This is a genomic window from Variovorax sp. 10N432 (assembly GCF_056394465.1).
In genome coordinates this window covers 114,877-140,405 of the sequence record NZ_JBFTHX010000009.1, presented here as the reverse complement: position 1 = coordinate 140,405, position 25,529 = coordinate 114,877, and the positions used below count along the sequence as shown (strand labels likewise).

At 67.9% G+C, this 25,529-nt stretch carries 27 protein-coding genes and 2 tRNA genes; 15 read left to right on the top strand and 14 right to left on the bottom strand.

From position 1 onward, the window contains the following. Window positions 1–278: 278 nt before the first annotated feature. Together pgsA and AC1DF3_RS13360 are read left to right on the top strand one after the other, a co-directional pair. Entirely contained in the window at window positions 279–845 is a 567-nt protein-coding gene (gene pgsA / locus AC1DF3_RS13365; RefSeq protein ID WP_478139869.1) for a CDP-diacylglycerol--glycerol-3-phosphate 3-phosphatidyltransferase, read from the top strand. Continuing rightward, window positions 842–1,714, top strand: a complete 873-nt coding sequence (locus AC1DF3_RS13360; RefSeq protein WP_286532633.1) for a DMT family transporter — start codon at window positions 842–844, stop codon at window positions 1,712–1,714. Before pgsA ends, AC1DF3_RS13360 begins: the two co-directional genes overlap by 4 nt. Here AC1DF3_RS13360 and AC1DF3_RS13355 read toward each other — a convergent pair. After that, window positions 1,707–2,645, bottom strand: coding sequence for a LysR family transcriptional regulator (locus AC1DF3_RS13355; protein WP_478139868.1), 939 nt, complete (start codon window positions 2,643–2,645; stop codon window positions 1,707–1,709). The two genes, AC1DF3_RS13360 and AC1DF3_RS13355, sit on opposite strands and share 8 nt — an antisense overlap. Window positions 2,646–2,719: 74 nt before the next feature. Here AC1DF3_RS13355 and AC1DF3_RS13350 point away from each other — a divergent pair, with 74 nt between their 5' ends. The 7 genes from AC1DF3_RS13350 (at window position 2,720) to AC1DF3_RS13320 (ending at window position 7,941) form a co-directional block, all read left to right on the top strand. Continuing rightward, on the top strand, window positions 2,720–3,616 hold the full coding sequence (locus tag AC1DF3_RS13350) for an alpha/beta fold hydrolase (protein WP_478139867.1): 897 nt from the start codon (window positions 2,720–2,722) through the stop codon (window positions 3,614–3,616). Next, window positions 3,613–4,698, top strand: coding sequence for a tartrate dehydrogenase (locus AC1DF3_RS13345; protein WP_286532639.1), 1,086 nt, complete (start codon window positions 3,613–3,615; stop codon window positions 4,696–4,698). The genes AC1DF3_RS13350 and AC1DF3_RS13345 overlap by 4 nt, the downstream gene beginning before the upstream one ends. A gap of 223 nt (window positions 4,699–4,921) precedes the next feature. Then, complete coding sequence (locus AC1DF3_RS13340) at window positions 4,922–5,194, top strand: HU family DNA-binding protein (protein ID WP_007830705.1); 273 nt, start codon at window positions 4,922–4,924, stop codon at window positions 5,192–5,194. Window positions 5,195–5,212: 18 nt separating this feature from the next. Then, window positions 5,213–5,288: transfer RNA gene (locus AC1DF3_RS13335), tRNA-Val, on the top strand. A 74-nt stretch (window positions 5,289–5,362) separates the two neighbouring features. After that, complete coding sequence (locus AC1DF3_RS13330) at window positions 5,363–7,276, top strand: SurA N-terminal domain-containing protein (RefSeq protein ID WP_478139866.1); 1,914 nt, start codon at window positions 5,363–5,365, stop codon at window positions 7,274–7,276. Window positions 7,277–7,307: 31 nt separating this feature from the next. After that, window positions 7,308–7,383, top strand: a tRNA-His gene (locus AC1DF3_RS13325). 219 nt (window positions 7,384–7,602) lie between these two features. Continuing rightward, the gene (locus AC1DF3_RS13320; protein ID WP_286532644.1) at window positions 7,603–7,941 is read left to right on the top strand and encodes an H-NS histone family protein; all 339 of its coding nucleotides are present in this window, start codon (window positions 7,603–7,605) and stop codon (window positions 7,939–7,941) included. A 191-nt stretch (window positions 7,942–8,132) separates the two neighbouring features. On the opposite strand, the gene AC1DF3_RS13315 is transcribed toward AC1DF3_RS13320, so the two are convergent. Beyond that, on the bottom strand, window positions 8,133–9,119 hold the full coding sequence (locus AC1DF3_RS13315; RefSeq protein WP_478139912.1) for an NADPH:quinone oxidoreductase family protein: 987 nt from the start codon (window positions 9,117–9,119) through the stop codon (window positions 8,133–8,135). Between the two features lie 129 nt (window positions 9,120–9,248). Here AC1DF3_RS13315 and surE point away from each other — a divergent pair, with 129 nt between their 5' ends. From surE to rlmD, 5 genes are read left to right on the top strand one after another with little or no spacing between them, the layout of a single operon-like run. Continuing rightward, a complete protein-coding gene (gene surE / locus AC1DF3_RS13310; RefSeq protein WP_286532647.1) occupies window positions 9,249–10,022 on the top strand; it encodes a 5'/3'-nucleotidase SurE in 774 nt (257 codons plus the stop codon). A 2-nt stretch (window positions 10,023–10,024) separates the two neighbouring features. After that, complete coding sequence (locus AC1DF3_RS13305; RefSeq protein ID WP_478139865.1) at window positions 10,025–10,798, top strand: protein-L-isoaspartate(D-aspartate) O-methyltransferase; 774 nt, start codon at window positions 10,025–10,027, stop codon at window positions 10,796–10,798. Between the two features lie 14 nt (window positions 10,799–10,812). Beyond that, entirely contained in the window at window positions 10,813–11,760 is a 948-nt protein-coding gene (locus AC1DF3_RS13300; RefSeq protein WP_478139864.1) for a peptidoglycan DD-metalloendopeptidase family protein, read from the top strand. Window positions 11,761–11,764: 4 nt separating this feature from the next. Continuing rightward, window positions 11,765–12,751, top strand: a complete 987-nt coding sequence (locus AC1DF3_RS13295; protein WP_286532657.1) for a sigma-70 family RNA polymerase sigma factor — start codon at window positions 11,765–11,767, stop codon at window positions 12,749–12,751. 44 nt (window positions 12,752–12,795) lie between these two features. Next, window positions 12,796–14,229: a 23S rRNA (uracil(1939)-C(5))-methyltransferase RlmD gene (rlmD, locus tag AC1DF3_RS13290; RefSeq protein ID WP_286532659.1), complete on the top strand. Its 1,434-nt coding sequence runs from the start codon at window positions 12,796–12,798 to the stop codon at window positions 14,227–14,229. A 45-nt stretch (window positions 14,230–14,274) separates the two neighbouring features. On the opposite strand, the gene AC1DF3_RS13285 is transcribed toward rlmD, so the two are convergent. Beyond that, window positions 14,275–14,976, bottom strand: a complete 702-nt coding sequence (locus tag AC1DF3_RS13285; RefSeq protein WP_478139863.1) for a Bax inhibitor-1/YccA family protein — start codon at window positions 14,974–14,976, stop codon at window positions 14,275–14,277. Window positions 14,977–15,141: 165 nt separating this feature from the next. Here AC1DF3_RS13285 and AC1DF3_RS13280 point away from each other — a divergent pair, with 165 nt between their 5' ends. Further along, a complete protein-coding gene (locus tag AC1DF3_RS13280; RefSeq protein WP_286532665.1) occupies window positions 15,142–15,549 on the top strand; it encodes a GlcG/HbpS family heme-binding protein in 408 nt (135 codons plus the stop codon). 174 nt (window positions 15,550–15,723) lie between these two features. Here the strand turns inward: AC1DF3_RS13280 and hemP are convergent, their stop codons facing one another. From hemP to AC1DF3_RS13225, 11 genes are all read right to left on the bottom strand, one after another. Further along, entirely contained in the window at window positions 15,724–15,936 is a 213-nt protein-coding gene (hemP, locus tag AC1DF3_RS13275) for a hemin uptake protein HemP (protein WP_286524492.1), read from the bottom strand. A 104-nt stretch (window positions 15,937–16,040) separates the two neighbouring features. Then, window positions 16,041–16,454 (bottom strand): ExbD/TolR family protein, encoded by a 414-nt coding sequence (locus AC1DF3_RS13270; RefSeq protein WP_286524491.1) that lies wholly within the window; start codon window positions 16,452–16,454, stop codon window positions 16,041–16,043. A gap of 5 nt (window positions 16,455–16,459) precedes the next feature. Then, on the bottom strand, window positions 16,460–17,173 hold the full coding sequence (locus tag AC1DF3_RS13265; RefSeq protein ID WP_286532668.1) for a MotA/TolQ/ExbB proton channel family protein: 714 nt from the start codon (window positions 17,171–17,173) through the stop codon (window positions 16,460–16,462). A gap of 20 nt (window positions 17,174–17,193) precedes the next feature. Next, the gene (locus AC1DF3_RS13260) at window positions 17,194–17,886 is read right to left on the bottom strand and encodes an energy transducer TonB (RefSeq protein WP_478139911.1); all 693 of its coding nucleotides are present in this window, start codon (window positions 17,884–17,886) and stop codon (window positions 17,194–17,196) included. A gap of 106 nt (window positions 17,887–17,992) precedes the next feature. Next, window positions 17,993–18,265, bottom strand: coding sequence for a (2Fe-2S)-binding protein (locus tag AC1DF3_RS13255; protein ID WP_286532671.1), 273 nt, complete (start codon window positions 18,263–18,265; stop codon window positions 17,993–17,995). A 116-nt stretch (window positions 18,266–18,381) separates the two neighbouring features. Next, entirely contained in the window at window positions 18,382–19,062 is a 681-nt protein-coding gene (locus AC1DF3_RS13250) for a Fe2+-dependent dioxygenase (protein ID WP_286532673.1), read from the bottom strand. 82 nt (window positions 19,063–19,144) lie between these two features. Then, window positions 19,145–21,538, bottom strand: a complete 2,394-nt coding sequence (locus AC1DF3_RS13245) for a catecholate siderophore receptor Fiu (protein ID WP_478139862.1) — start codon at window positions 21,536–21,538, stop codon at window positions 19,145–19,147. Between the two features lie 218 nt (window positions 21,539–21,756). Beyond that, window positions 21,757–23,139: a sulfite reductase subunit alpha gene (locus AC1DF3_RS13240; RefSeq protein WP_478139861.1), complete on the bottom strand. Its 1,383-nt coding sequence runs from the start codon at window positions 23,137–23,139 to the stop codon at window positions 21,757–21,759. Next, window positions 23,136–24,116 (bottom strand): FAD:protein FMN transferase, encoded by a 981-nt coding sequence (locus tag AC1DF3_RS13235; protein ID WP_478139860.1) that lies wholly within the window; start codon window positions 24,114–24,116, stop codon window positions 23,136–23,138. Before AC1DF3_RS13235 ends, AC1DF3_RS13240 begins: the two co-directional genes overlap by 4 nt. 41 nt (window positions 24,117–24,157) lie before the next feature. Then, the gene (locus AC1DF3_RS13230) at window positions 24,158–24,961 is read right to left on the bottom strand and encodes a DUF4198 domain-containing protein (protein WP_478139859.1); all 804 of its coding nucleotides are present in this window, start codon (window positions 24,959–24,961) and stop codon (window positions 24,158–24,160) included. 34 nt (window positions 24,962–24,995) lie between these two features. Continuing rightward, complete coding sequence (locus tag AC1DF3_RS13225) at window positions 24,996–25,517, bottom strand: DUF2271 domain-containing protein (protein WP_286532683.1); 522 nt, start codon at window positions 25,515–25,517, stop codon at window positions 24,996–24,998. Window positions 25,518–25,529 lie beyond the last annotated feature (12 nt).

Sequence of the window (25,529 nt, the reverse complement as noted above, 5' to 3'; positions counted from 1 at the left end):
GCGCCGGGCCGCCCCAAGGCGGCCTGCGGCCCCCTCGGGGGACAGCGACCCACACGCAGTGGGGAGCGTGGGGGCGATTCAGGCCGGCGCCGGGCCGCCCCAAGGCGGCCTGCGGCCCCCTCGGGGGGCAGCGAGCCACACGCAGTGGGGGAGCGTGGGGGCGATTCAGGCCGGCGCCGGGCCGCCCCAAGGCGGCCTGCGGCCCCCTCGGGGGGCAGCGACCCACACGCAGTGGGGGAGCGTGGGGGCGATTCCTCCGGCCCCTATACTCCAGCGCAATGTTCTGGACTCTGCCAACGATCATGACCTGGACGCGCATCGTCGCGATCCCCCTGATCGTGGGCGTGTTCTATCTGCCGCTGGACGTGCCGATGCGCAACTGGATCGCGACGGTGATGTTCATCGTCTTCGCGGCCACCGACTGGCTCGACGGTTTCCTGGCGCGCCGGCTCAAGCAGACCTCGGCCTTCGGCGCCTTCCTCGATCCGGTGGCCGACAAGTTCCTGGTCTGCGCCTCGCTCCTGGTGCTGGTCCACCTGAACCGCGCCGACGTCTTCGTGGCGCTGATCATCATCGGCCGCGAGATCGCGATCTCCGCCCTGCGCGAATGGATGGCGCAGATCGGCGCCAGCAAGAGCGTGGCGGTCCACATGGTCGGCAAGGTGAAGACCGTGGTGCAGATGGTCGCGATCCCGTTCCTGCTGTTCGACGGCGTGCTGTTCGGCCGTATCGACACCGGCACCTGGGGCCAATGGCTGATCTGGCTGTCGGCCGTACTCACCGTCTGGTCGATGGTCTACTACCTGCAAAAGGCGATCCCCGAAATCCGGGCCCGCGCGAAATGAGCGCTGCGGCCCGGTCGACGGGCTGGCTGCGGGCCATGCCGGCGGTATTCGTGCTGATCTGGAGCACCGGCTTCATCGTGGCGCGCTTCGGCATGCCCCATGCGCCGCCGCTCAAGTTCCTCGCCGTGCGCTATGCGCTCTCGATGGTCTGCTTCCTGGTCTGGGTCCGCTGGGCCCGCGTCGCGTGGCCGCGCGATCGTCGCCAGTGGGGGCATCTCGCCGTCATCGGCGTCTTGATGCAGGCCGGCTACCTCGGCGGCGTCTGGGCCGCGGTGCGGGCCGGCATGGGGTCCGGGCTGGTCGCGCTGCTGGTCGGTATCCAGCCGGTGCTGACCGCCGTCTGGCTCAGCATGTTCGGCGGCCGGATCACGCGGCGCCAATGGACCGGGCTGCTGCTCGGATTCGGCGGCCTGGTGCTGGTCGTGTCGCGCAAGCTCGGGCAGGGCGGGGAGGTCAGCGCACTGACCATGGGGCTGGCCTTGCTGGCGCTGTTGTCGATCACCGCCGGCACGCTGTACCAGAAGCGTTTTCTCGCGCCCTGCGACGTCCGCAGCGCCAGCGCGATCCAGATGGCCGCAGCCTTGATCGTCACCTTGCCGTTCGCGGCGCTCGAGCCCGACAGCATTCACTGGAACCTGGCCTCGGGCGGCGCCATGGCGTGGTCGGTGCTCGCGCTGTCGCTGGGCGGCAGTTCGCTGCTCTACATGCTGATCCAGCGCGGCACCGCCACCGCGGTGACCAGCCTGCTCTACCTGGTGCCGCCGTGCACGGCCGTGATGGCCTGGCTGCTGTTCGCGGAACCGATCACCGCCCTGACCCTGGCCGGCATCGCGATCACCGCGGTGGGCGTCAGCCTGGTCGTCAAGTAGGCCCGACGGCCTTCCACGGCTCGGCCCGAAAACTCTCGACCAGGAAATCGATCAGCAGCCGCACCCGGCGCGGCGTCTTGGGACGCCAGGGTGCGATCCACTGGATGTCCGCATCCGGCATCGCATGCTGCGGCAGCACGCGCACCAGTTCGCCGGACGCAAGCTGTGGCGCGATGTCCCACAGGCTGCGCAGCATGATGCCGTGGCCCGACAGGCACCAGTCGCGCACCATCTCGCCCGAGTTGCTGGACAGCGGGCCGCGCACCCGCACCCGCGCGGTGCTGCCGTCCCTGGCCCGGCGCAGCGTCCACAGGGCGAACTCGCGCTCGCCGCCGACGCTGTTCTCGCGCGCCACCAGGCAGTCGTGCGCCGCCAGCGCCGCCACGTCGGCCGGCATGCCGCGGCGCGCGAGGTAGTCCGGGCTCGCGGCCAGCACCCGCTGGTTGCGCGCGATGCGCCGGCTGACCCAGTCGCCGGCCCGGCGCTGCTGCGGCGCCCAGAGCCAGACCGCGCCGTCGAAGCCCTCGGCGCCGAGATCGGGCAGGGCCTCGACCAGCTGCAGCTGGATTTCGAGCCCGGGGTGGCGCTGGTTGAAGCTCGCCAGCGCCGGGCCCAGCCAGCGGCGGCCGAAGCCGAAGGTGCCGGCCAGCCGCACCGGCCCGCTGAGTTCGCTCTGGCGTTCGCCGAGCTCGTTCTCGAGCGCTGCGAAGCCTTCGAGCAGACCCTTGGCATGCTGGCACACGGTTTCGCCCTCGGCGGTGGCGCTGAGGCGGCGCGTGGTGCGCTCGAACAGCCGCTGGCCGAGCCGGGCCTCCAGCGCGCCCAGGCGCTTGGTCACCACCGACGGGACCACGTCGAGCGCGAGCGCGGCGCCGGCCAGGCTGCCGCGGCTGCGGATCGCCAGCACAAGCTCCAGGTCACTGCGTTCCATTCATGCCATTTCGGAAATTATCAATTGGCCCATTGTTGCTTGATGCCACGAGTGGCGCAACGCACAATCGACCCATGTTCGATGCCTTCACCTCCTTCGACCTGACGCGCAATGGCGTCAAGGTGCATGGCCGCATCGGTGGCCGCGGCGCGCCCCTGCTGCTGCTCCACGGCCATCCGCAGACGCACGCCAACTGGCATCGGGTGGCACCTCGCCTGGCCGAGCAGTTCACGGTCGTCCTGGTCGACCTGCGCGGCTACGGCGACTCGGGCCGGCCGCCCGCCGACGAGGCCCATTCGAACTACAGCAAGCGCGAGATGGCGCTCGATGCGCTGCACGCCATGCGCGCGCATGGCTTCGAACGCTTCGGCGTGCTGGCGCACGACCGCGGCGCGCGCGTCGCCCATCGGCTGGCGGCCGATCACCCGCAAGCGGTCGAGCGGCTGATGCTGCTCGACATCGCGCCGACGCTCGCGATGTACGCGAACACCACGGAGGCCTTCGCCCGGGCCTACTGGCACTGGTTCTTCCTGATCCAGCCGCCGCCGCTGCCGGAAGCGCTGATCGAGAGCGATCCGGTCCGCTATATCCGCAGCGTGATGGGTGGACGGCACGCGGGTCTCGCGCCTTTCACGCCCGAGGCGCTGGCCGAATACGAACGCTGCGCCGCGATCCCCGGCAGTGCGCAGGCGATTTGCGAGGACTACCGTGCGTCGGCCGGCATCGACCTCGACCACGACCGTGCCGATATCGCCGCCGGCCGCAGGCTGGCACAGCCGCTGCGTGTGCTGTGGGGCGCGCACGGCGCGGTCGGGCGCTCGTTCGACGTGCTGTCGCTGTGGCGCGAGCGGGCCGACGACGTCGCCGGCGGCGCGCTGCCGTGCGGCCACTACATTCCCGAGGAAGCGCCGGCCGAGTTGCTGGCCGAGGCGCTTGCTTTCTTCAACGCGAACCCAAGGATCGAGACATGAGCACCCAACGCATCGCAGTCATCGCCGGCGACGGCATCGGCAAGGAGACCATGCCCGAGGGCCTGCGCGTGCTGGATGCCGTCAGCCGCAAGTTCGGCATCGACCTCAAGTTCGACCATTTCGATTTCTCGAGCTGGGACTATTTCGAGAAGCACGGCAAGATGCTTCCCGACGACTGGAAGGACCAGATCGGCGGCCATGACGCGATCTACTTCGGTGCCGTCGGCTGGCCCGAGAAGATCGCCGACCATGTGTCGCTCTGGGGGTCCCTGCTGCTGTTCCGGCGCGAGTTCGACCAGTACATCAACCTGCGGCCGGCCCGCCTGATGCCCGGCATCGTGGCGCCGGTGGTGCGGCGCGACGGCACGCCGCGCGAACCCGGCGAGATCGACATGTACATCGTGCGCGAGAACACCGAGGGCGAATACTCGAGCATCGGCGGGCGCATGTTCGAAGGCACGGCGCGCGAGATCGTGATCCAGGAAACCGTGATGTCGCGCGTCGGCGTCGACCGGGTGCTGAAGTTCGCCTTCGAGCTGGCTGCGTCGCGGCCGAAGAAACACCTCACGAGCGCGACCAAGTCCAACGGCATCTCGATCACCATGCCCTACTGGGATGAGCGCGTGGCGGCGATGGCGAAGCACTATCCGGGCGTCGCGCTCGACAAGTTCCACATCGACATCCTGACCGCGCACTTCGTGCAGCGGCCCGACTTCTTCGATGTGGTGGTGGCGAGCAACCTGTTCGGCGACATCCTCTCCGATCTCGGCCCGGCCTGCACCGGCACCATCGGCATCGCGCCCAGCGCCAACCTCAACCCCGAACGCACCACGCCGTCGCTGTTCGAGCCGGTGCACGGGTCGGCGCCCGACATCGCCGGGCGGGGCATCGCCAATCCGATCGGCCAGATCTGGTGCGGCGCCATGATGCTGGAGTTCCTGGGCCACAAGGCGGCGCACGACGCCATCCTGGCCGCGATCGAGAAGGTGCTCGCGCCCGGCAGCGGTGCCCCGCGCACACCGGACATCGGCGGAACCGCGCGAACCGCCGATCTGGGCCAGGCCATCGCCGAGGCGCTTTGAAAATCGGTTCGCCAAAACGCCACTAAAATTGCGGTCCTCGCTGCGTTTCACGGGGCTGCGTCGTATTGACACCCCCGAGACCAGTGGTTGTAATCCTTGTCGGCAGCGCGCTGCCGGCGCGTCAGAGCTGCCACCCACCTGCTGTACCCACCCCCGTGGCGTCGCCACGGGGCTGGCGCCGCTTCTGACGACCCTGATCAACAATTTTCTGCAAGGGGCCCTTGTGAACAAAACCGAACTGATTGAGCACATCGCAAAGAACGCCGACATCTCCAAAGCCGCTGCCACGCGGGCACTCGAATCCACGATCGGCGCCATTCGTACCACGCTCAAGAAGGGCGGCTCGGTCTCGCTCGTCGGTTTCGGCACTTTTGCAGTCGGCAAGCGCGCCGCCCGGACCGGTCGGAATCCCCGCACCGGCGACGCGATTAAAATCAAGGCCGCCAAGATTCCCAAGTTCCGTCCCGGCAAGGCGCTCAAAGACGCGCTGAACTGAGACCATCGTTTGAAGGTGGGGTGCTTAGCTCAGTTGGTAGAGCGGCGCTCTTACACGGCGTAGGTCGGGGGTTCGAGCCCCTCAGCACCCACCACCCGATGCAAAGGCGAACGGATCGTTCGCCTTTTTTCTTGCTGCGTCAATTTTCGTCCTAGAGAGTGCTCAAGCATGTTTGATTCCTTCCGCAAGTACAACAAGATCATCATGGTGTTCTTGTTCTTGCTGATCATTCCCTCGTTCGTGCTGTTCGGCGTCGATCGCTACCAAGGCGGCGGCCAGGGCGAGAAGGTCGCACGCGTGGCCGGTACCGACATCACGCGGCCCGAGTGGGATGCCCAGCATCGCAACGAGGTCGACCGGATTCGCCAGCAGGCGCCCACCATCGACCCGGCGATGCTCGACTCTGATGCGGCGCGCTACGCCACGCTCGAGCGCATGGTGCGCGAGCGGGTGCTCGCGGCGGCAGCCTCGAAGTCGAACATGTCGGTGTCCGAGGAACGGCTGGCGCGGCTGTTCGCGGCCGATCCGGGCCTGGCGAGCTTCCGCACCGCCGACGGCAAGTTCGATCGCGAGACCTTCATGCGGGCGACCGGCCGCACGCCCGAGCAGTACGAAGCCTCGGTGCGCGCCGACCTGGCGACGCAGCAGGTGTCGCTCGGGGTCTCGGGCACGGCCTTTGCCACGCCGGCCCAGGCCGCGGTCACGCTCAACGCCTTCTACGACCGCCGCGAGATCCAGGTCGCGCTCTTCAAGCCGGCCGACTTCGCGTCCAAGGTCAGCGTCAGCGACGCCGATCTCGAGGCCTTCTACAAGGCCCATACGGCGCAGTTCCAGCAGCCCGAACGCGCGAAGGTCGAGTACCTGGTGCTCGATCTCGAAGCCGCCAAGAAGAACATCGCCGTGAGCGAGGCCGACCTGCGCAGCTACTACGACCAGAACGCCGCCCGCTTCGGCTCCAAGGAAGAGCGGCGCGCGAGCCACATCCTGATCGCGGTGCCGCAGGGCGCGCCGGCCGCCGAGCGCGAGCAGGCCCGCAAGAAGGCCGAACAGCTGCTGGCCGACCTGCGCAAGGCACCCAACACCTTCGCCGACGTGGCGCGCAAGAATTCGCAGGACCCGGGTTCGGCGGAGAAGGGCGGCGACCTCGACGTCGTGACCCGCGGCGCGATGGTCAAGCCCTTCGAAGATGCGCTGTTCGCGCTCAAGAAGGGCGAGATCAGCAGCGTGGTGGAGACCGAGTTCGGCTATCACATCATCCAGCTCAACGACATCAAGCCGGCCGTGGTGCCGCCGTTCGACAAGGTGCGCGCGACCATCGAGAACGAAGTACGCAGCCAGCAGGCGACGGCGGAATTCGCCAAGGCCGCCGAGGCTTTCACCGACATCGTCTACCAGCAGCCCGACAGCCTGCAGCCGGCGGCCGACAAGCTCAAGCTGACGATCCAGACCGCCAGCAATGTCGCCCGCACGCCCCTGCCGGGCGCCACCGGCGCGCTGGCCAGCCGCAATTTCCTGAATGCGCTGTTCGCGCCCGACACGTTGGAGCGCAAGCACAACACGGAGGCGATCGAGATCGGTGCCAATCAACTGGCCTCGGGCCGGGTGGTGCAGTACGAACCGGCGCGCGCATTGCCGCTCGACGAAGTCAAGGACAAGGTGCGCACCCAGTTGGTCGCCGAGCGTGCGGCGGCGCTGGCGCGGGCCGAGGGCGAGGCGAAACTGGCCGCCTGGAAGGCCGATCCGGCCGGCGCCAGCTTTGGCGCTCCGGTCACGGTGTCGCGGCTCGACCCCCAATCGCAGCCGCTGCCGGTGATCGAAGTCGCGCTGCGGGCCGACACCGGCAAGCTGCCGGCACTGGTCGGCGCCGATCTGGGTGCCCAGGGCTATGCCGTGGTGCGGGTGATCAAGAACGTGCCGCGCACGCCGCCGGCGCCCGAGATGGCCAAGCAAGAGACCGAACAGTACGCCCAGGCGGTGGGCGGGGCCGAGACTGCCGCCTACTACAACCTGCTCAAGAACCGCTTCAAGGCCGAGATTCTGGTGCCGAAGCCTGCAGATTCGACGGTGGCCGCCGGACGCTAGCTTTTTTCACGCTACAATTGATGGCTTAGCGGTGGCTGTAGCTCAGCTGGTAGAGTCCCAGATTGTGATTCTGGTCGTCGTGGGTTCGAGTCCCATCAGCCACCCCAAAGACATTCGTCAGCAAACAGGCACTTCGGTGCCTGTTTTGCTTTGTGCGCCCGCCCGACGACCCGCCGCGGGAGATTGGCGCTCCAATCAAGCCCCGAACATGCCTGCCATTGACACAAACCCGTAGTCGAGCCGGGGTGTTTTTTTTCATCGGCCCGGCTTGCGGCAATTGGGATTTGAATTAAAATTTTGGCTTTCCAATTAGAGGATAAGCACAGATGGCTTCAACCCTTGCCGACATCAATTCCCAGATCAAGAAGCACGACGAGCAGATCGCGCAATTGCGCAAGCAAGCCGAAGATCTGCGGAATCAGGAGCGGGCTGGCGTTATCGAAGAGCTGCGCAAGAAGATCGCTGAATACGGCCTGACCGCCAGCGATCTCAAGCTCGGCGCGCGCGCCGGCAAGCGCAGTGCCACCACGGCGGCGCCCAAGAGCGCCGCCAAATACCGCAGCCCGACCGGCGAGACCTGGTCCGGCGGCCGTGGCCGCAAGCCGCGCTGGATCACCGAAGCCCTGACCGCCGGCAAGTCCCTGTCCGATTTCGAGATCAAATAACCCCGGCGGTCCTCGCCAGGCCAGCAGGCCCATCAAAAAGCCCCGCATCGCGGGGCTTTTTGCTTCCCGAGGCCGGCCTAAGCCTGGCCCGTTGGTGAAACACGCGGAACCGGCTCCGCCGGGCCGCTGGTGTTGCCCCCGGTCGGGGGTGGGCGCGCGGACACGAAGTGCCGGGCAACCTGGGGGCGAGCTCAATTCACCATGACCAGCTTTCCCTTGACGCCCCGTGAACCCATGTGCGCATAGGCCGCCTTGAGTTCGGACATCGGCATGGTCTGGTCGATCACGGGCTTGATCCTGCCCTGGCCGTACCAGGTGGCCAATTCGGCCATCATCTGCGCATTGGCCTTGGGCTCGCGGCGGGCGAAATCACCCCAGAACACGCCGACCAGCGAGGCGCCCTTGAGCAGCGTCAAATTCAGCGGCAGCGAAGGAATCGGGCCGGCCGCGAAACCGACGACCAGATAGCGGCCGCGCCAGCCGATGGAGCGGAATGCGGGCTCGGCGAATTCACCGCCGACCGGGTCGTAAATCACATCCGGGCCCTTGCCATCGGTCGCTGCCTTGACGGCATCGCGGAAGCCATTGGGCAGTACATGTGTGGTGTAGTTGATCGTGGCATCGGCGCCAATCGACTTGCAAAGCTCGCATTTCTCGTCGGTCGATGCGGCTGCAATGACGCGGGCGCCAGCGGCCTTTGCAATTTGGATGGCCGCGGTGCCGACGCCGCCGGCGGCTCCCAGCACCAATACGGTTTCGCCGGCCTTCAATTGGGCCCGATCCATCAATGCATGCCACGAAGTCGCGTAGATCATGATGAACGCCGCGGCGTCGATATGGCCGAAGCCTTCCGGCAATGGCATGCACAGCGCCGCGGGGGCCAGCGTGTGGGTGGCGAAACCGCCGGTGCCGGACAGGCAGGCGACGTTCTGGCCGACCTTCAGGTGCGTCACGCCTTCGCCGACCGCGGCGATCACGCCGGCATATTCGGATCCGGGGACGAAGGGCAGGGGCGGCTTCATCTGGTACTTGTTCTGCACGATGAGCAGGTCCGGGAAATTGAGGCTCGCGGCCTTGATTTCGATCAGCACCTGTCCCGGGCCCGGATTGGGCGTGGGCAGTTCTTTCCAGGTCAGCGCCTCGACGCCGACGGGGTTCTCGCAGAGCCATGCGTGCATGCTCGTCTCTCCTGTGATTGAGTCTTGGGGCAACGGAAAATCCGGGCCATGATAGGCGGCTGTCCCGGTCGCCGCGTGTCCCTGCCGTGACCCCACCCCCGCCTACAATCGCCGCCACAGACTGACGCCATGAAGATACTTATTTCGAACGACGATGGTTTCCAGGCGCCCGGCCTCGTCGCCCTGCACGACGCGCTGAAGGACATCGCCGAGGTCGAGGTCGTGGCCCCCGAGCACAACAACAGCGCCAAGTCGAATGCCCTGACATTGGCGGCGCCGCTGTACGTGCACAAGGCGCACAACGGCTTCCGCTACGTGACCGGCACGCCCGCCGATTGCGTGCACATCGCACTCAAGGGACTGCTCGACTACCGGCCCGATCTGGTCGTGTCCGGCATCAACAACGGCGCCAACATGGGCGACGACACCATCTATTCGGGCACCGTCGGGGCCGCCATGGAGGCTTATCTCTTCGGCATTCCGGCGATCGCCTTCTCGCAGATCGAGAAGGGCTGGGCGCACGTCGATGCCGCCGCGCAGGTGGCACGCCGGCTGGTCCAGCAGATCGAGCGCGAGAAGCTGATCGGCGGCAACCCCTTCCTGCTCAACGTCAACGTGCCGAACCTGCCCTTCGATGAATTGAAGCCGGTCAAGGTCTGCCGGCTGGGCCGCCGCCATGCGGCCGAGAAGGTCATCACGCAAGACAGCCCGCGCGGCGAGACCATGTACTGGATCGCAGGCGCCGGCGGTGCCAAGGACAGCGGCGAAGGCACCGATTTCCACGCCACCGCGGCCGGCCACGTGGCCCTGACGCCGCTGCAGATCGACCTCACCGACCACGCGAACCTCGGGGACTGGAACGACACCATGGCGCGTGTCGCGCGCAGCGCGGCGGGAGGCTGACCTTGGCAAGTCAACGGCCAGGTTTTCCGGTACGCCTGACGCCTACGGCCTCCGCGGCAACGCGCGGACGAATGCCTGCGGTGCCGGTCAAGCCGCTCGTTCCGACCACGCCCTCGATGGCGTCCGATGCGGTGCGGGCGCGGATGGTCCAGCGGCTCGCGGCCCAGGGCATCGCCGACGCCCGCGTGCTGCGCGCCATGGGCACCGTCGAGCGCCACCTGTTCGTCGACAGTGCGCTGGTCAACCAGGCCTACGAAGACACCAGCCTGCCGATCGGGCTGGGCCAGACGATCTCGAAGCCGAACGTGGTGGCGCGAATGATCGAGCTGCTGCTGGGCGCTCCGGCGCTGGCCCACAAGCCCGGCGAGCGCCTCGGACGCGTGCTCGAGATCGGCACCGGCTGCGGCTACCAGGCGGCGGTGCTGAGCCACGTCGCGGCCGAGGTCTACAGCATCGAGCGGCTGCGCGGCCTGCACGAGAGGGCGCGGGTCAACCTGCGCCCGTTCCGTCTGGCGACGGTCCACCTGATGCTGGGCGACGGCATGGTGGGCTACGCGAAGGGCGCGCCTTATGCGGGCATCATCGCTGCTGCCGGCGGCGAGGCGGTGCCCGAGGCCTGGGTCGCGCAGTTGGCGGTCGGCGGCCGGATCGTCGCGCCGACCCAGTCCGCGAGCGGCGGCCAGGCGCTGGTCGTCATCGACAAAACCGCCCGCGGCCTCGAGCGCCGCATTCTTGAGGCGGTCCACTTTGTCCCCCTAAAATCGGGAATTGCTTGAAGGGAAATAACACAATGCAGGGTATTGGCAATCGGAGCTGGCTCGCCGGCGTGATGCTGGTGGGTGCGCTCGTGATTGCGGGGTGTGCCGCACCGCGCGGTCCGGTGCCGGTCGAAGACCGCGGCACCATGTCGCAGGCGCCGGGCGCCGCGGCCCCCGGCTCGGGCGTTCCGGGCGGGCCCCCGATCACCACCGATGCTTCCGGCAAGCCGCTGCTGGGCATCGAGAACTACGGCAAGCCCGGCTACTACGCAGTGCGCCCGGGTGACACCATCCGCCGCATCGGCATCGAGACCGGCCAGACCTGGCAGAACATCGCGCGCTGGAACAATCTCGACAATCCGGACCTGATCGAAGTCGGCCAGGTGCTGCGCGTGATCCCGCCGACCGGCGCGTCGGCCACTGATGCCACCACGCGGCCGGTGACCCAGCCGATCGTCGCCCCGGCCACGTCGGCCGCGGCTGCTGCTGCGGCGGCGGCGGCGTCGACCCCGACCGGTGCCACGACTCCCGCCCCGGCAGCCGGCGCGGCCACCAAGCCGCCGGCGCCCGTCACGGCATCGCCGACGCCGCCGGCAGCGGCGTCGGGCGACGAGGACGTGGGCTGGATCTGGCCTGCGCAGGGCTCCTTGATCGCCGGCTTCGACGAAGCCAAGAACAAGGGCCTCGACATCAGCGGCAAGGCGGGCGACTCGGTGCTGGCCGCGGCGGACGGCCGCGTCGTCTATGCCGGCGCCGGTTTGCGTGGCTACGGCAACCTGATCATCCTCAAGCACAACAACACCTACCTCACGGCGTATGCGCACAACCGCACCCTGCTCGTGAAGGAAGACCAGTCGGTGCAGAAGGGCCAGAAGATTGCCGAGATGGGCAACAGCGACGCCGATCGCGTGAAGCTGCACTTCGAGATCCGCCGCCAGGGCAAGCCGGTCGATCCGGCCCGCTATCTGCCGGTGCGCTGATGCCATGGCCGCCACTCGCCCTCATCGCACCGCGGACGTGCGGCGAGCGGCGGGCAACGGCGGCGTTCTTCCCCTGGCGCGGATCGCCGAATCCGACCCGGACGACAGGGTCGGCGAGGCGCTGCCCGGCGAGTTGGGCGCCAGCGACTCGCTGACGCTCTACCTGCGCGAGATCCGCCGCACCGAGCTGTTCACGCCCGACGAGGAATATCGCACCGCCTGCGCCGCGCGCGGCGGCGACTTCGCGGCGCGGCAGTCGATGATCGAGCACAACCTGCGCCTGGTGGTCAACATCGCCAAGGGCTACCTGGGCCGCGGCGTGCCGATGGCCGACCTGATCGAGGAGGGCAACCTCGGGCTGATGCACGCGATCAACAAGTTCGAGCCCGAGCGGGGCTTCCGGTTTTCCACCTACGCGACCTGGTGGATCCGGCAATCGATCGAGCGTGCCGCCATGATGCAGGCCCGCGCCATCCGCCTGCCGGTGCACGTGGTGCGCGAGCTGCACCAGGTCATGCGGGCGCGCCGCACGCTCGAGGGCGATGCCGAGTTCCTGTCCCGCCGGCCCGATGGCGTGCGGGTCGAAGACCTGGCCGCACTGCTGGGGCGCGAAGTCCAGGACGTCGCCGACCTGCTGGCGCTGGCGGAGGCGCCGCGTTCGCTCGATGCCGGCAGCGAGCGCGGCGACGACAGCTTCACGCTGGCCGACACCGTGGCATCGGACGACGAGGGCGGCGACCCCACGGGCGTGACGCAGACGCACGAGGTCGAGCAGCTGCTGGGTCGCTGGATCCTGGCGCTGAGCGAGCGCGAGCGCGAAGTGCTCGAAGGCCGCTTCGGGCTGCATGACCGCGATCCCGAGACGCTCGAGGTGCTCAGCCTGCGGCTGGGCCTCACGCGCGAACGGGTGCGGCAGATCCAGAACGAGGCCCTGGCCAAGATGCGCCGGCAGCTGGCGCGCGCCGGCGTGCAGCGCGATGCCCTTCTGTAGGGGCGGGTCCCGGAGGTCCGCCGCCGCCCTGAGACAATCCGGGGATGACGGAAGCTACAGACAAAAAGGAAGCGCCCGCTGCGCACGATGAATGGCTGCGGGTCGAGTCGCTCGACCTCGACGCCCAGGGCGTGGCGCACAAGGCCGACGGCATGGTGGTCTTCATCGAGGGCGCCTTGCCGTTCGAGGAGGTGCGCCTCAACGTGCACCGCAAGAAGAACAACTGGGCCCAAGGCACGGTCACCGCGATCCGCAAGGAATCCTCCCAGCGCGTGCGCCCCGGCTGCCCGCATTTCGGCCTGCACCCGGGCGCCTGCGGCGGCTGCAAGATGCAGCACCTCGATGCGGCAGCGCAGGTCGCCGTGAAGCAGCGTTCGCTCGAGGACAACCTCTGGCATCTCGGCAAGGTGCGGCCCGAGAACGTGCTGCGGCCGCTCGAGGGGCCGGCCTGGCACTACCGCTACCGGGCCCGGCTGTCGGTGCGCCACGTGGTCAAGAAGGGCACCGTGCTGATCGGCTTCCACGAGCGCAAGAGCCGCTACCTGGCCGACATGCAGGTGTGTCCCGTGCTGCCTTCGCAGGTCAGCGCCATGCTGATGCCGCTGCGTGCGCTGATCGGCTCGATGGATGCGCGCGAGACCTGTCCACAGATCGAGCTGGCCTGCGGCGACTCGCCCGGCGGGACCGGCCTCGGCGTGATCGCCCTGGTGCTGCGGCACCTGGAGCCGCTGTCCGCGGCCGACGTGGCGCGCCTCAAGGACTTCGCCGCGGGCAACGAGGGCGTGCAGTGGTGGCTGCAGTCGAAGGGGCCCGAGACCGTCAAGCTGCTCGAAGAAGGCGGACCGGCGCTGGCCTACGCGCTGCCCGAGTTCGGCGTCACGATGCCTTTCAAGCCGACCGATTTCACCCAGGTCAACCCGCACATCAACCGGGTGCTGGTCGGGCGCGCGCTGCGCCTGCTCGACGTCCGGCCCGACGAACGCGTGATCGACTGGTTCTGCGGCCTCGGCAACTTCACGCTGCCGCTCGCCAGCCGGGCCCGCGAGGTGCTCGGCATCGAGGGCAGCGACACGCTGGTGGGGCGCGCCGGCGCCAACTACGAGCGCAACCGCGCCGCCGTGCCCGGCCGCCGCGCGCTGTCGCCGACGACCTTCGTCGCCCGCAACCTGTTCGAGATGACGCCGGCGATGCTGGTGGCCGACGGTGCCGCCGACAAGTGGCTGGTCGATCCGCCGCGCGAGGGCGCCTTCGCGCTGGCCAAGGCGCTCGCCGACCTGCACCAGCAGGTCGAGCCGCACGACGGCGGCTGGGCGCCGCCGAAGCGCATCGTCTATGTCAGCTGCAACCCCTCGACGCTGGCGCGCGATGCCGGCCTGCTGGTGCACCAGGCGGGCTACCGCTGCACCCATGCGGGCGTGGTGAACATGTTCCCGCACACGGCGCACGTCGAGTCCATCGCGGTCTTCGAGCGGGCATGAAAAAGGGCCCCTCGGGGCCCTTTGGCGAACACGGAGGAAAGGGGCTCAGTCCCTTTCGCCGCCGAAGATGCCGAGCAGGGCCAGCAGGCTCTGGAACACGTTGAACAGGTCCAGGTACAGCGCCAGCGTGGCACTGATGTAGTTGGTCTCGCCGCCGTCGATGATCTGCTTCAGGTCGTACAGCATGTAGGCCGAGAAGATGCCGATGGCCGCCACCGAGATGGCCAGCATGCCGGCGCTCGAGCCGACGAAGATGTTGATGATGGCGCCGAACATCAGCACCAGGGCGCCGACGAAGAGCCACTTGCCCATGCCCGACAGGTCGCGCTTGATCACGGTGGCGAGCGAGGCCATGACGAAGAACACGCCGGCGGTGCCGCCGAAGGCCGTCATGATGAGCTCGGAGCCGTTCCGGAAGCCCAGCACCATCGCGATCAGGCGCGACAGCATCAGGCCCATGAAGAAGGTGAAGCCGAGCAGCACCGGCACGCCGGCCGCCGAATTCTTGGTCTTCTCGATCGCGAACATGAAGCCGAAGGCGCCGCCCATGAAGACCATCAGGCCCAGGCCGCCGGTCAGCGAGCGGGTGATGCCGGTGGCGACGCCCAGCCAGGCGCCCAGCACGGTGGGCAGCAGGCTCAGGGCCAGCAGCCAGTAGGTGTTGCGCAGGACGCGCTGGTGCTCCGCCTGCGGCAGCGTCTGGCCGTAGCCGACGGAGGTGTCGAGGGTATTGAGGCGGTCGTTCATTGCTGAAGCTCCTGGTTGGCTGCAATGCTGCAGGTGGGCGCATTCTAGGGGGCTGCAAGGCCGGGCCGGCAGAAAAACCCCGACATCGAACATTCCTGCCTTCGCCGGGGTCGGCCCCCATCCTGAACGCTATGCTTGCGGGTTGCTCAACTTTCCTGCAAGACCATGAAGACCAAATCCTTTCTCGAACTGTCCGACCTCAAGGCGATCGCCGCCGCTGCCGAGGCCGAGGCGCTCAAGAACAACTGGGCCGTGACCATCGCGATCGCCGACGACGGCGGCAACCTGCTGTGGCTGCAGCGCCTCGACGGTGCAGCGGCCCTGTCGTCCCACATCGCTCCGGCCAAGGCCCATACCGCGGCCATGGGGCGTCGCGAGAGCAAGACTTACGAGGACATGATCAACGGCGGCCGGACCTCGTTCCTGACCGCGCCGGGCGTGCAGGGCCTGCTCGAAGGCGGCGTGCCGATCGTCAAGGACGGCCAGGTCATCGGCGCCGTCGGCGTCAGCGGCGTCAAGTCGAACGAGGATGCGCAGATCGCCAAGGCCGGCATCGCCGCGCTGGGCCTCTGACACGGCGTCGCGCCAAACAGAAACGCCGTCCTCCTGGACGGCGTTTTTCATGGCTCAACGTGAAAAAAAAGCTTGGCTGGTCGGCGAACCGTTGGCTAGCAAAAAACGACCCTTCGGAGATGAATCTCCTCGAGTCGCCCCACGATGAAACTTGCGCGAGGGGCGTGGCCGATCCTATTTGGTCAGGATCAGCTTGCCGAGTTTGGTGGCTTGCAGGCGGTACAGCGAGCCGTTGTGAAGGATCCCGACGGCCTTGCCGCCCTTGAGCAGCTCGGCGCTCTCGAACAGGGGGGCGGGGCGGGCCGTTTCGGCAGCAGCACGACCGCCGCCTGCGTGATCCAGCGAGGGATGGTTCAGCACGGTGAAGGCGTTGGGTGTTGCGGACATTCGATGACTCCTGATTCGAATAGGTTTGTTAATGATAACCATTCTCAATTGAAAGTCAATCGCGGCGATCGGTTTTTTTGACTTGCACGCCGCGCTTGCCGCGCTTACTTGGCATCGGGCTCGGTGATGAAGCCGATCTTGCGCACGCCGGCTTCCCGGGCCGCCGACATGGCCTTCGCCACGCGCTCGTAGCGCACCGCCTTGTCGCCGCGGATGTGGAGTTCGGGCTGCGGCTCCTTGGCCGCCTCGGCGGCCAGCCGGCCGACCAGTTCGGCATCTTCGATCTTCTGTTCGTTCCAGAAGTAGCTGCCGTCGGCCGCCACGGTGAACACGATGTTCTGGGGCTTGGTCTGCTCGGGCTCGCTGGTGGCGCGCGGCAGATCGATGTTCACGGCGTGCTTCATCACGGGCACCGTGATGATGAAGATGATCAAGAGCACCAGCATGACGTCGACCAGCGGCGTCATGTTGATCTCGTTCATGACCTCGTCGGGTTCGTCCTGGGTTCCGAAAGCCATGGCGCTCAGACCTTCTTGAGGGGCACGACCGTGGCTTCGCCGCCGCTCTGGACACGGGCGCCGGTCACGAAGTAGGCGTGCAGGTCATGCGCGAAGCTGTTGAGCTTGGTCAGCACGAACTTGTTGCCGCGCACCAGGGCGTTGTAGCCCAGCACCGCGGGGATCGCGACCGCCAGGCCGAGGGCCGTCATGATCAGCGCCTCGCCGATCGGGCCGGCCACCTTGTCGATGGTCGCCTGGCCGGCGGAGCCGATGCTCATCAGCGCGTGATAGATGCCCCAGACGGTGCCGAACAGGCCGATGAAGGGCGCCGTGGAGCCCACCGATGCGAGCACCGCCAGGCCGGTCTGCAGCCGTGCCGTGAACTCGTCGATGCCGTTGCGCAGCGCGCGGGTGATCCAGTCGCTGACATCGAGCGCGTCATGCAGGTGGGCCTTGGTGTTGCGATGGTGGGCAGCGGCTTCACGGCCTTCGAGCGCCAGCGCCCGGAAGGGGTTGGCGTCGTCCTTGCCGAGCTTGGCGAGCGCGGTGGCGAAGTCTTCGCTGTGCCAGAAGTCCTGCGAGTGCTTTGCGAGGCGCTTGTACCGRACGACGTCGATCGCCTTGATCAGGATCACGATCCAGGAGGCGAGCGACATGCCGATCAGCAGCAGCGCGACAGCCTTGGTGACGAAGTCGCCTTGCTGCCAGACATTCATCAGGCCGAATTGGGAATCCATATGAAACTACTCCAAGAAAACTATTTGAGAACCCAGTTGATCGGCACGTTGAACTCCATCGGCTCAACAACCCCATTGCGTTTGCCCGGCACGTAGCGCCAGCTCATGACGGCCTGACGTGCCGCGTCGTCGAGGCGGTCATAGCCGCTCGACTGCTTGATGCTGGCCTCCTTGGGAAGCCCGTCGACCCCGATCAGTACCCGCACGATCGTCTTGCCCTGTTCGCCGAGCCGCTTGCTCATGGCGGGATAGACCGGCTTGGGGTTCTGCAGGTAGTCGGCATCGGTCGACGGCAGCTGCACCGAGGGCGGTGCGGGCGGCGCCGGCGGCGGCGCGGGCGGTTCCGGCGGGGCGGGAGGGGCCGGCGGGGCAGGCGGCGGGGGCGGTTCGATGCTGCCGGTGGGTGCGTTCGGCGCCGGCGTCGGCTTGGGCTCGCGGATCGCCTGCGGGCGCGGCGGCGGCGGCGTCTTGGCGACCTGGGGCTTGGGGGCGGGCGGTGGCGGCGGAGGCGGGGGGAGTTCCTTCGGCTTCGGCGGCTCGATGAACTCGCTCAGGATCTCGACCGGGATCACCACCTCGGCGGCGCGGCGCAGCAAGCCGCTTTGCAGGGCCCAGAGCGCCGCGACGTGGAACAGCACCACGCTGCCGGCGATGATGGCATTGCGCGACAGGCCAAGGGCCGAGGGAGGCGGGGAAAAGCGGTCAGACACGATCAACCATTCGAATACGAGAGGCGCAAAGAGTGCCTCGTGGCAGCAGAACCGCTACACCGAAAAATCTACTTGCGAAAAATCCACCAGACCGAGCTGGCGACCAGGATCAGGCTGCCGCAGACAGCCGCGAAGAGTTCCATGCGTTGCTTTCCTTGATGGAATTGGCAAGCTGGATCGCCTGGGCGCCGGTGTCGCGGTGGAGCGCGGCGACCGGATGCGAGGCGCTGCACTGCGCGACCACGTCGCGCGCACAGCCTTCGCACTGGCCGCATTGGGTGGCGACGCCGAGTTCGAACTGCACTTCGTCGAAGGTCATTCCGGCGCGTGCATGGCGCGCGATTTCACGGTCGGAGACTCGGCGGCAGACGCAGACGATCATGGCGGTGAAGGCGGCTTTTGGCTGGCTTGATTGAAGAGGACTCGATTATAAATACGAATTCTTCGCATTTGCAATAACTATCCGACCCGCAGGGTCGGGAAGTTGCCCGCCCCTGCCTAGACTTCCGACCACATCCGAAGCAGGTTGTGATATTGCCCGGTGAGCGCCACCGATTCCTCGCACTCGCCGAGCCGCCCGCGCAGCTTCTGGATGACCTGGTCGAGTTCGAACAGCATGGCGCGCTGGCGCTCGTCGCGCACCATGCTCTGCAGCCAGAAGAACGAACAGACGCGGGAGCCTCGGGTCACAGGGTGGACCCGGTGCAGGCTGCTGGACGGGTAGAGGATCAGGTCGCCGGCCGGCAGCTTGACCTCGTGCGTTCCGTAGGTGTCGACCACCTCCAGTTCGCCGCCCTCATAGTCCTCGGGGTCGCACAGGAAGAGGGTGCATGACAGGTCGGTGCGCAGTTGCTCGCCGGTGCCCGGGACCGCGCGCACCGAACCGTCGACGTGCAAGCCGTAGTGCTCGCCGCCTTCGTAGCGATTGAACAGCGGCGGCACGAAGCGCAGCGGCAGGGCGGCGGCGAAGAACAGCGGATTGCGCGACAGCGCCGCCAGGATGACCCGGCCCAGTTCGCGGCCGATCGGCGATTGCTCCGGCAGCTGCCGGTTGCGCTTGACCTGCGCCCCCTGGTCGCCGACGGTCTCGCGGCCATCGACCCAGTCGGTGGCGTCCAGGGTGGCTCGAATCTTGTGCACCTGTTCGGCGCTCAGCACATCGGGCACGTGCAGCATCATCTTCAGCAGTCCTCAAAGAAAAAGCCCCGGCAGGCCGGGGCTCGAGTGTCGCACCGCGAAGATGCGCGCGGGTTGATCGGCGTCAGAACGCGAAGTTGGCGGTCAGGCGTGCCGAACGCGGAATGCCCGGCGTGTAGCGGTAGCCGCTCTTGTTGATCGCCGCCACGTACTGCTCGTCGAAGATGTTGTAGACGTTCAACTGCAGCTCGACGTTCTTGTTGATGCGGTACGAGGCCATGGCGTCGAACACCCAGTAGGCGTCCGTGTAGGCCGGGGTGCCGATCGCGCCGTCGGTGCCGCGGTTGAGCTTGCCGTTGTAGCGTGCGCCGCCGCCGATGGTCAGGCCGAAGGGCAGCTGGTAGCTGGTCCACAGCGTGAAGGCGTTCTTGGGCGTGTAGGCCAGCACGTCGCTGCCGTCCGCGGTCACGGCCGGACCGCTCACGACCGAGGTGTCCATGGTGGTGAAGCCGGCGCTGACGCCCCAGTTGTCGGTGATCGCGCCGGCGGCGCCCAGCTCGATGCCCTGCACGCGCTTCTTGCCGGTCTGGTAGTACAGCAGCGTGGTGGGGTCCTGCACCACTTCGTTCCTGACCTCGGTGCGGTAGAGCGCGGCGGTCAGCGACAGGTGCTTGTTCAGCACGTCCCACTTGGTGCCGACCTCGTAGGTGGTGGCTTCCTGCGGCTGGAAGTCGACGCGCGAGGCGCTGCTGCCGGTGCCGCCGGCGGCCAGCGCGAAATTGGCGCCGCCCGGGGGCTGGGCGGAGGTGCCCCAGGCCGCGTAGATGCTGCCGTTCTCGGCCGGCTTGTAGACCACGCCGAGCTTGCCGCTCCAGAGGTCGCCCGAGGTCGACAGGTCGGTCGGGGTGATGGCACGCGACGGCAGCGTCAGCGCGGTCGCGCTGTAGCTGGTGTCGTAGTGGTCATAGCGCACGCCGCCCGTGAGCTGCCATTGCTCGTTGATCTTCATGGTGTCGAAGGCATACAGACTGACCGTGTCGGTCTTGCCGAACGAGCCCGTGCCGTTGGAGATCCGGTTGTAGCCGGTCACGTTCGGGTTCGGGTTGTACAGGTTGGCGACCGGCCAGGAACCGGCCGGCGCGAAGGTCGTGTTCACCGAGGCGAAGCCCGGGGCGTAGAAGTTGCCGGCCGTCTGCTCCTCACGCATCAGTTCGAGACCGAAGTTCGCCGTGTGGCTGAAGCTGCCGGTCTTGAACTTGGACGAGAGGCTGGTCTGGTTCAGGAGGATGGTGTTCTCCTGGTCCTTGTTGGTCGGCAGGTTGCGCGTGACGGTCCAGCTCAGCGGGTTGCTCGGGTTCGGCGTGTTGATGAAGCCGGCCGTGACCGCCGGCACCGTGCCGTTGTAGGTGTTGGTCGTGCCGACGCGGGTTGCCGTGAGGCCGCCGAGCATGAACGAGGTCAGCATGTAGTCCTGCTGGGTCTTGCCGTAGCGCGTGATGTTGCGCAGCGTCATGTCGGGCGTGATGTCGTGCTCGACGCGCGCGGTGAACATGTCGGTCGTGACGTCGTTGAAGTCGGACGTGGTGCCGTAGAAGTTCTTCGAATCGACGGGCTGCGCATAGTTGAGGAAGGTCCGGCGCAGGATCGGCGAATTGATCAGCAATGCGTCCGGCGTGGTGTAGCCCGGCAGGCCRATGGTCGGCACGCCGCCGTCGGGCACGTTGTTCTGCTTCACGTGCAGGTAGTCGAGGTATACGCGGGTCGGCGTGTTGAGGCCGAAGGCGATCGAGGGCGCGAAGCCCCAGCGCTTGTTCTTCACCTCGTCGCGGCCGGCGACACCGCCGTCTTCGGCGACTGCATTGATGCGGAAGGCGGTGGCCGAGCCGTCGGCGCCGCTGATCACGCGGTTCCAGTCGAGCGTGCCGCGGCCAAAGTCGGCGCTGCCGTAGGTGAGCGAGCCCGAGAAGCTGTTCTCGAGTTTCGGCTTCTTGCTGATCAGGTTGATGTAGCCGGTCGGCGAGGTGCGGCCGACGTCGGTGCCCGACGGCCCCTTGACCACTTCGACCTGCTCGATGTTGAACATGTCGCGCGAAATGGAGCCGAGGTCGCGCACGCCGTCGACGAAGATGCTGCTCGAGGCATCGAAGCCCCGCATGAAGATCGAGTCGCCGGTGTTGGTGCTGCCGTTCTCGCCCAGGAAGAAGGCGCCGGCGCCCGGGGTGTTTCGCAGCGCCTCGGTCAAGGTGGTGGCGCCTTGCTCGCGCATCAGCGCTTCAGGGATGACCTGGATCACCTGCGGGATGTCGACCAGCGGCGCGGTGAACTTGGGGTTGGCCGAGTTCTCGACCCGGAAGTCGTCCGCCGTGCTGTCCTCGACGCGCACTTCCTTCAGCGTGTTGGTGGAAGTCTGGGCGATGGCGGGCGCTGCCAGGGCGATCAGCGTGGCGGCGGCAGCGGCGCTGCCGAAAGGTGGGAGCGCGCGCGCGACAGCGTGCTTGCGGCTCTTGATGTAGGCCATGAGATTCTCCGAGAGGAATGAAAACCGGGAACTCGACTGGCGGGTCCCGCGCGGCCTCGGCGTCGCGGCGGCGGGATTGGCTGGGTGAGTTGTTTCGCGGAAACGCGAAGTGTCTTAATGATAATGAATCTCAATACGCCTGTTAACACAGCGTTCACATTGAGAGGAATTTTGTAAAGGCCGGCGACTTTTCGTTGCTTCAGAGCAACGCTGTAGCTTCAGTAGACGTCGCGGCGGTAGCGCCCGGCGGCCGCGAGTTCGCGCATCGACCCATCGCCCGCAATCTGGCGCAGCGCGGCGTCGACGCCGGAGGCCATGCCTTGCAGGCTGCCGCAGACATAGATCGCGGCACCACGTGCGATCCAGTCGCGCACCTCGTCGTGCCGTTGCAGCAGGCGGTGCTGCACATAGAGCCGTTCGGCCTGGTCGCGCGAGAACACCATGTCGAGCCGCTGCAGCACCCCGGCTTGCTGCCAGGCTTCGATCTCTGCACGGCAAAGAAAATCGTGCTGCGCGTTGCGCTCGCCGAAGACCAGCCAGTTGTCGTGCCGGCCCTGCGCTGCGCGGGCGCGCAGGTGGCCGCGCAGGCCGGCCAGCCCGGTGCCGTTGCCGATCAGCAGCAGCGGGCGCTCCAGGTTCTCGCCCAGCCGGAAATTGCGGTGCGCACGCAGCTGCAGCTGGACCGTGTCGCCCAGGCGAAGGGTCGAGGTCAGCAGGCCGGAAGCGGCGCCCAGCCTGCCGTCGGGGTGCTGTTCCTGGCGCACCAGCAACTCGAGGTTCCCGTCGGCGGGGATCGAGGCGATCGAATAGTCGCGCGGCCGTCCGGGATCGCTGGCGAGGGCAAGCCGCGCGATGTCACCGGATTCCCAGCCGGCGGCCGGTGCGGCCATCGGCGCGAAGGCCAGTCGGTACACCGGCGTGCCGGCGCTGCCTTCATTGAGGAGCGTGCGAGACGCCAGTCGCCACGGCATGGCGGCCGCCGCCGCGGCTTCCGATCGGTCCGCGGTGTCGTCGGCCGCCGCGCCGCCGCCGCACTGCGCCTGCCAGGCGGCCAAGGTGGCGGGCTCGGCATTGTCGACATCGATGCGCTCGAAGCTGCGGGTCGCGCCGGCTGCGTGCAGCCACTCGTCGAGCAGGCGGCCGAAGCGGCAGAAGTTGGCGTACTGGCGGTCGCCCAGCGCGAGCACCGCATAGCGCAGCGAAGACAGCTCGGCCTTCGCACCCATCACGTGCTCGGCGAACAGGCTGGCGCCGTCGGGCGCATCGCCTTCGCCATACGTGCTGGCGATGAAGAGGGCGTTCGGCGCCCGCCGCAGCAGGTCGATATCGACCTCGTTGAGCGGCATCACGCGCGCCGGTGTCCCGGCCGCATGCAGCCAGCCGCCGGTCTGCCAGGCAAGGGCCTCGGCCTGGCCGGTCTGGCTGGCATACAGCACCAGGGTGGCGGCGCCGGCCCCGGCCCCGCTGCCGGCCAGCGCGGAGGCCCTCCGCTCGCTGGCATCGCGCTGCCGTCGCCGCCGCCAGTAGATCGCGGCGCACAGCGCGGCATAGGCGAACACGGTGAAGCAGGCGGCGAGCGCCCGCAGGGTCGGCTCGGTCACTGGATTGGCCAGGCGGGGCTGACGAAGGCGCGCGGGCCCTGTTCGGCGCGGCACACGAACAGCGCCGCCACGCCGTGGCGGCGGGCAAAGGCCAGGCCGTCGTCGGGACCCAGCACGGTCAGCACGGTGGCCAGCGCGTCGGCCTCCATGCACTCGGGATGCAGCACCGTCACCGAAGCCAGCGCATGGCGGACCGGCTCGCCGGTGCGCGGATCGAGCGTGTGCGACCAGCGCCGTCCCTGGTGCTCGCGGACATGCCAGCGGTCACCCGAGGTCGCGATCGCCAGGCCGTCGAGCGGCACCCGGTGCGTGTGGCCGGGCAGCGCGTCGACCAGCACCTGCCACGGATCGCCGCCGGGGCGACGGCCTGCCGCGCGCAGCTCGCCGCCGACTTCGACCAGGAAATCGCCGAGCCCGAGTGCCTGCAGCGCCGCGGCGACCTGGTCGACCGCGAAGCCCTTGGCGACGCCCGACAGGTCGAGTGCCGCGCCGCCCGGCTGGATGGCGGTGCGGGTCTCGGGGTCCAGCGCCAGGCGCTGCCAGCGGACGCGCGCACGCGCCCGCGCGATCGCAGCGGGGGAGGGCGGCCTGTCGTTCGAGGCGTCGGCACCGAAGCCCCAAAGCGCGACCAGCGGGCCGATGCTCGGGTCGATCGCGCCGTCGCTGGCCGCGGCCCATTGAAGGGCGCAGGCCAGCACCTTGGCAAATTCGGGTTCGAGCACGTGCCGGCTGCCGGCTTCGGCATGGTTGAAACGGCGGATGTCCGAGTCCGCTTCCCACGTGCTCATCTGCGCGACCACGCGATCGAGCGCGGCCTGGGCCGCGGCGCGCACGTCCTCGAGCGCGACCATGCGCGGGTTGTCGAAGCGCAGCGACCAGGTCGTGCCCATGCTGCGGCCGGCCAGCGCCTGCAGGCTGGCAGGGTCGGCACGGCGCGGGCTGGGCGTGTTGGCGTAGCCGCCCGCAGCCCAGGACACGAAGGACGCTCGCGCGGGCGCCGGGACTTTCGCGGCGGGACTCAGGGCATCACTTCCAGGGTCGCGGCGTAGTTCAGGCGCCGTTCCTTGGCCTGCGGCACCGAGGTCTTCTTGTCGGTCGTGCTGGCGTCGAGCCAGTACATGCCGGCCTCCGGCCAGGTCACGCTGAACTGGCCCTTGGCATCGGTCTTGACCTTGAGCTCGTCGAGCTTGTCGCGATAGCGCGTGTTGCCCAGCGTGACCGTGACCTCGAGGTCCTTGGCCGGCTGGCCGTCGAGCTGCAGCGTGAAGGCGGTCTTCTCGCCCTTCACCAGGTCGGTCGGGTTGGCCGTGACCAGTTCGAGGCCCTTGCCGCTGGCACGCAGCGCGCTGGGCTTGCCGACGGTGACGAAGGTCTCGTTGCGGCCCGCCGATTGCGTGACCTCGACCTCGGTCGCATCGGCCGGGATCTGGCTGGCGATGTTCTCGGGCGTGCCGCGGGCGCGCTTGGTCTGGCCGGTCGCCTTGTCCTTCCAGCGTGCGAAGACGCCTTCGTTGACCAGGGCCAGGCGGTAGGTGCCGGGCTGCGTGAGGTTCAGGTCGAAACCGGCCCGAAGCTTGCCCTTGAACATGTTCTCGGGCTTGACCGTGCTGCCGTCGGGCGCCGTGACCGCCAGGCTGTCGAGGTTCAGCGGGTTGTGGTTGAAGAAGAACAGGTCGTTCGACACCGCGGCGTCGACCGTGATCCAGTCGGCCTTCGACAGCACGGTGCTCGACGGCATCAGCCAGGCGTTGTGGGCCTGGACGGCCGCGGTGCCGGCGCAGAGGGCGATGCCGAGTGCGAGGGTGCGCAAGGAGAGCTTCATGATGGGTTCCCGGGAAGTTGGTGACGAAGTGGAATCAGGGCTTGAGTTCGAGCGAGACCTCGCCCAGCTCGCTGTTGCCGGCGACCTGCGACTGCTCGGCCTTGGCCGGCGGCCACTGGAAGGGAATGCTCACGATCTCGCGGCCGCCGACCTCGCGCGCCGCCTCGACATACAGCTTGTAGGCGCCGGGCGCCAGCTTGGGCAGCGCCACGGAACCCTCGGACACGGCGATCTGGTGCTTGCCGGCCGGCCGCGTCGCGCTGCTCACGCCATCGGTCGGCATCTGCAGTTCGCGGCCGGTGCGGCGCCACCACTGGCGCAGGTCCTTCAGCCACTTGGTGCCTTCGCCCTCGGCGCTGCCCTTGTTCTTGACGTCATACCAGACCGCCAGCGTGCCGGCCACCGACTGGTCGGGCCGCTCGATCCAGGCCGCCACGTAGGGGCGGTGGTACTCCGCCACGTTGAGGCGCGGCACTTCGACGTTGACCGTGAGCCCCGCCGCGAAGGCCGGTGCGCCGAACAGTGCGGCGAGCGCGAGGGAATAGCGAACTTGCACGAAAAACCTCTT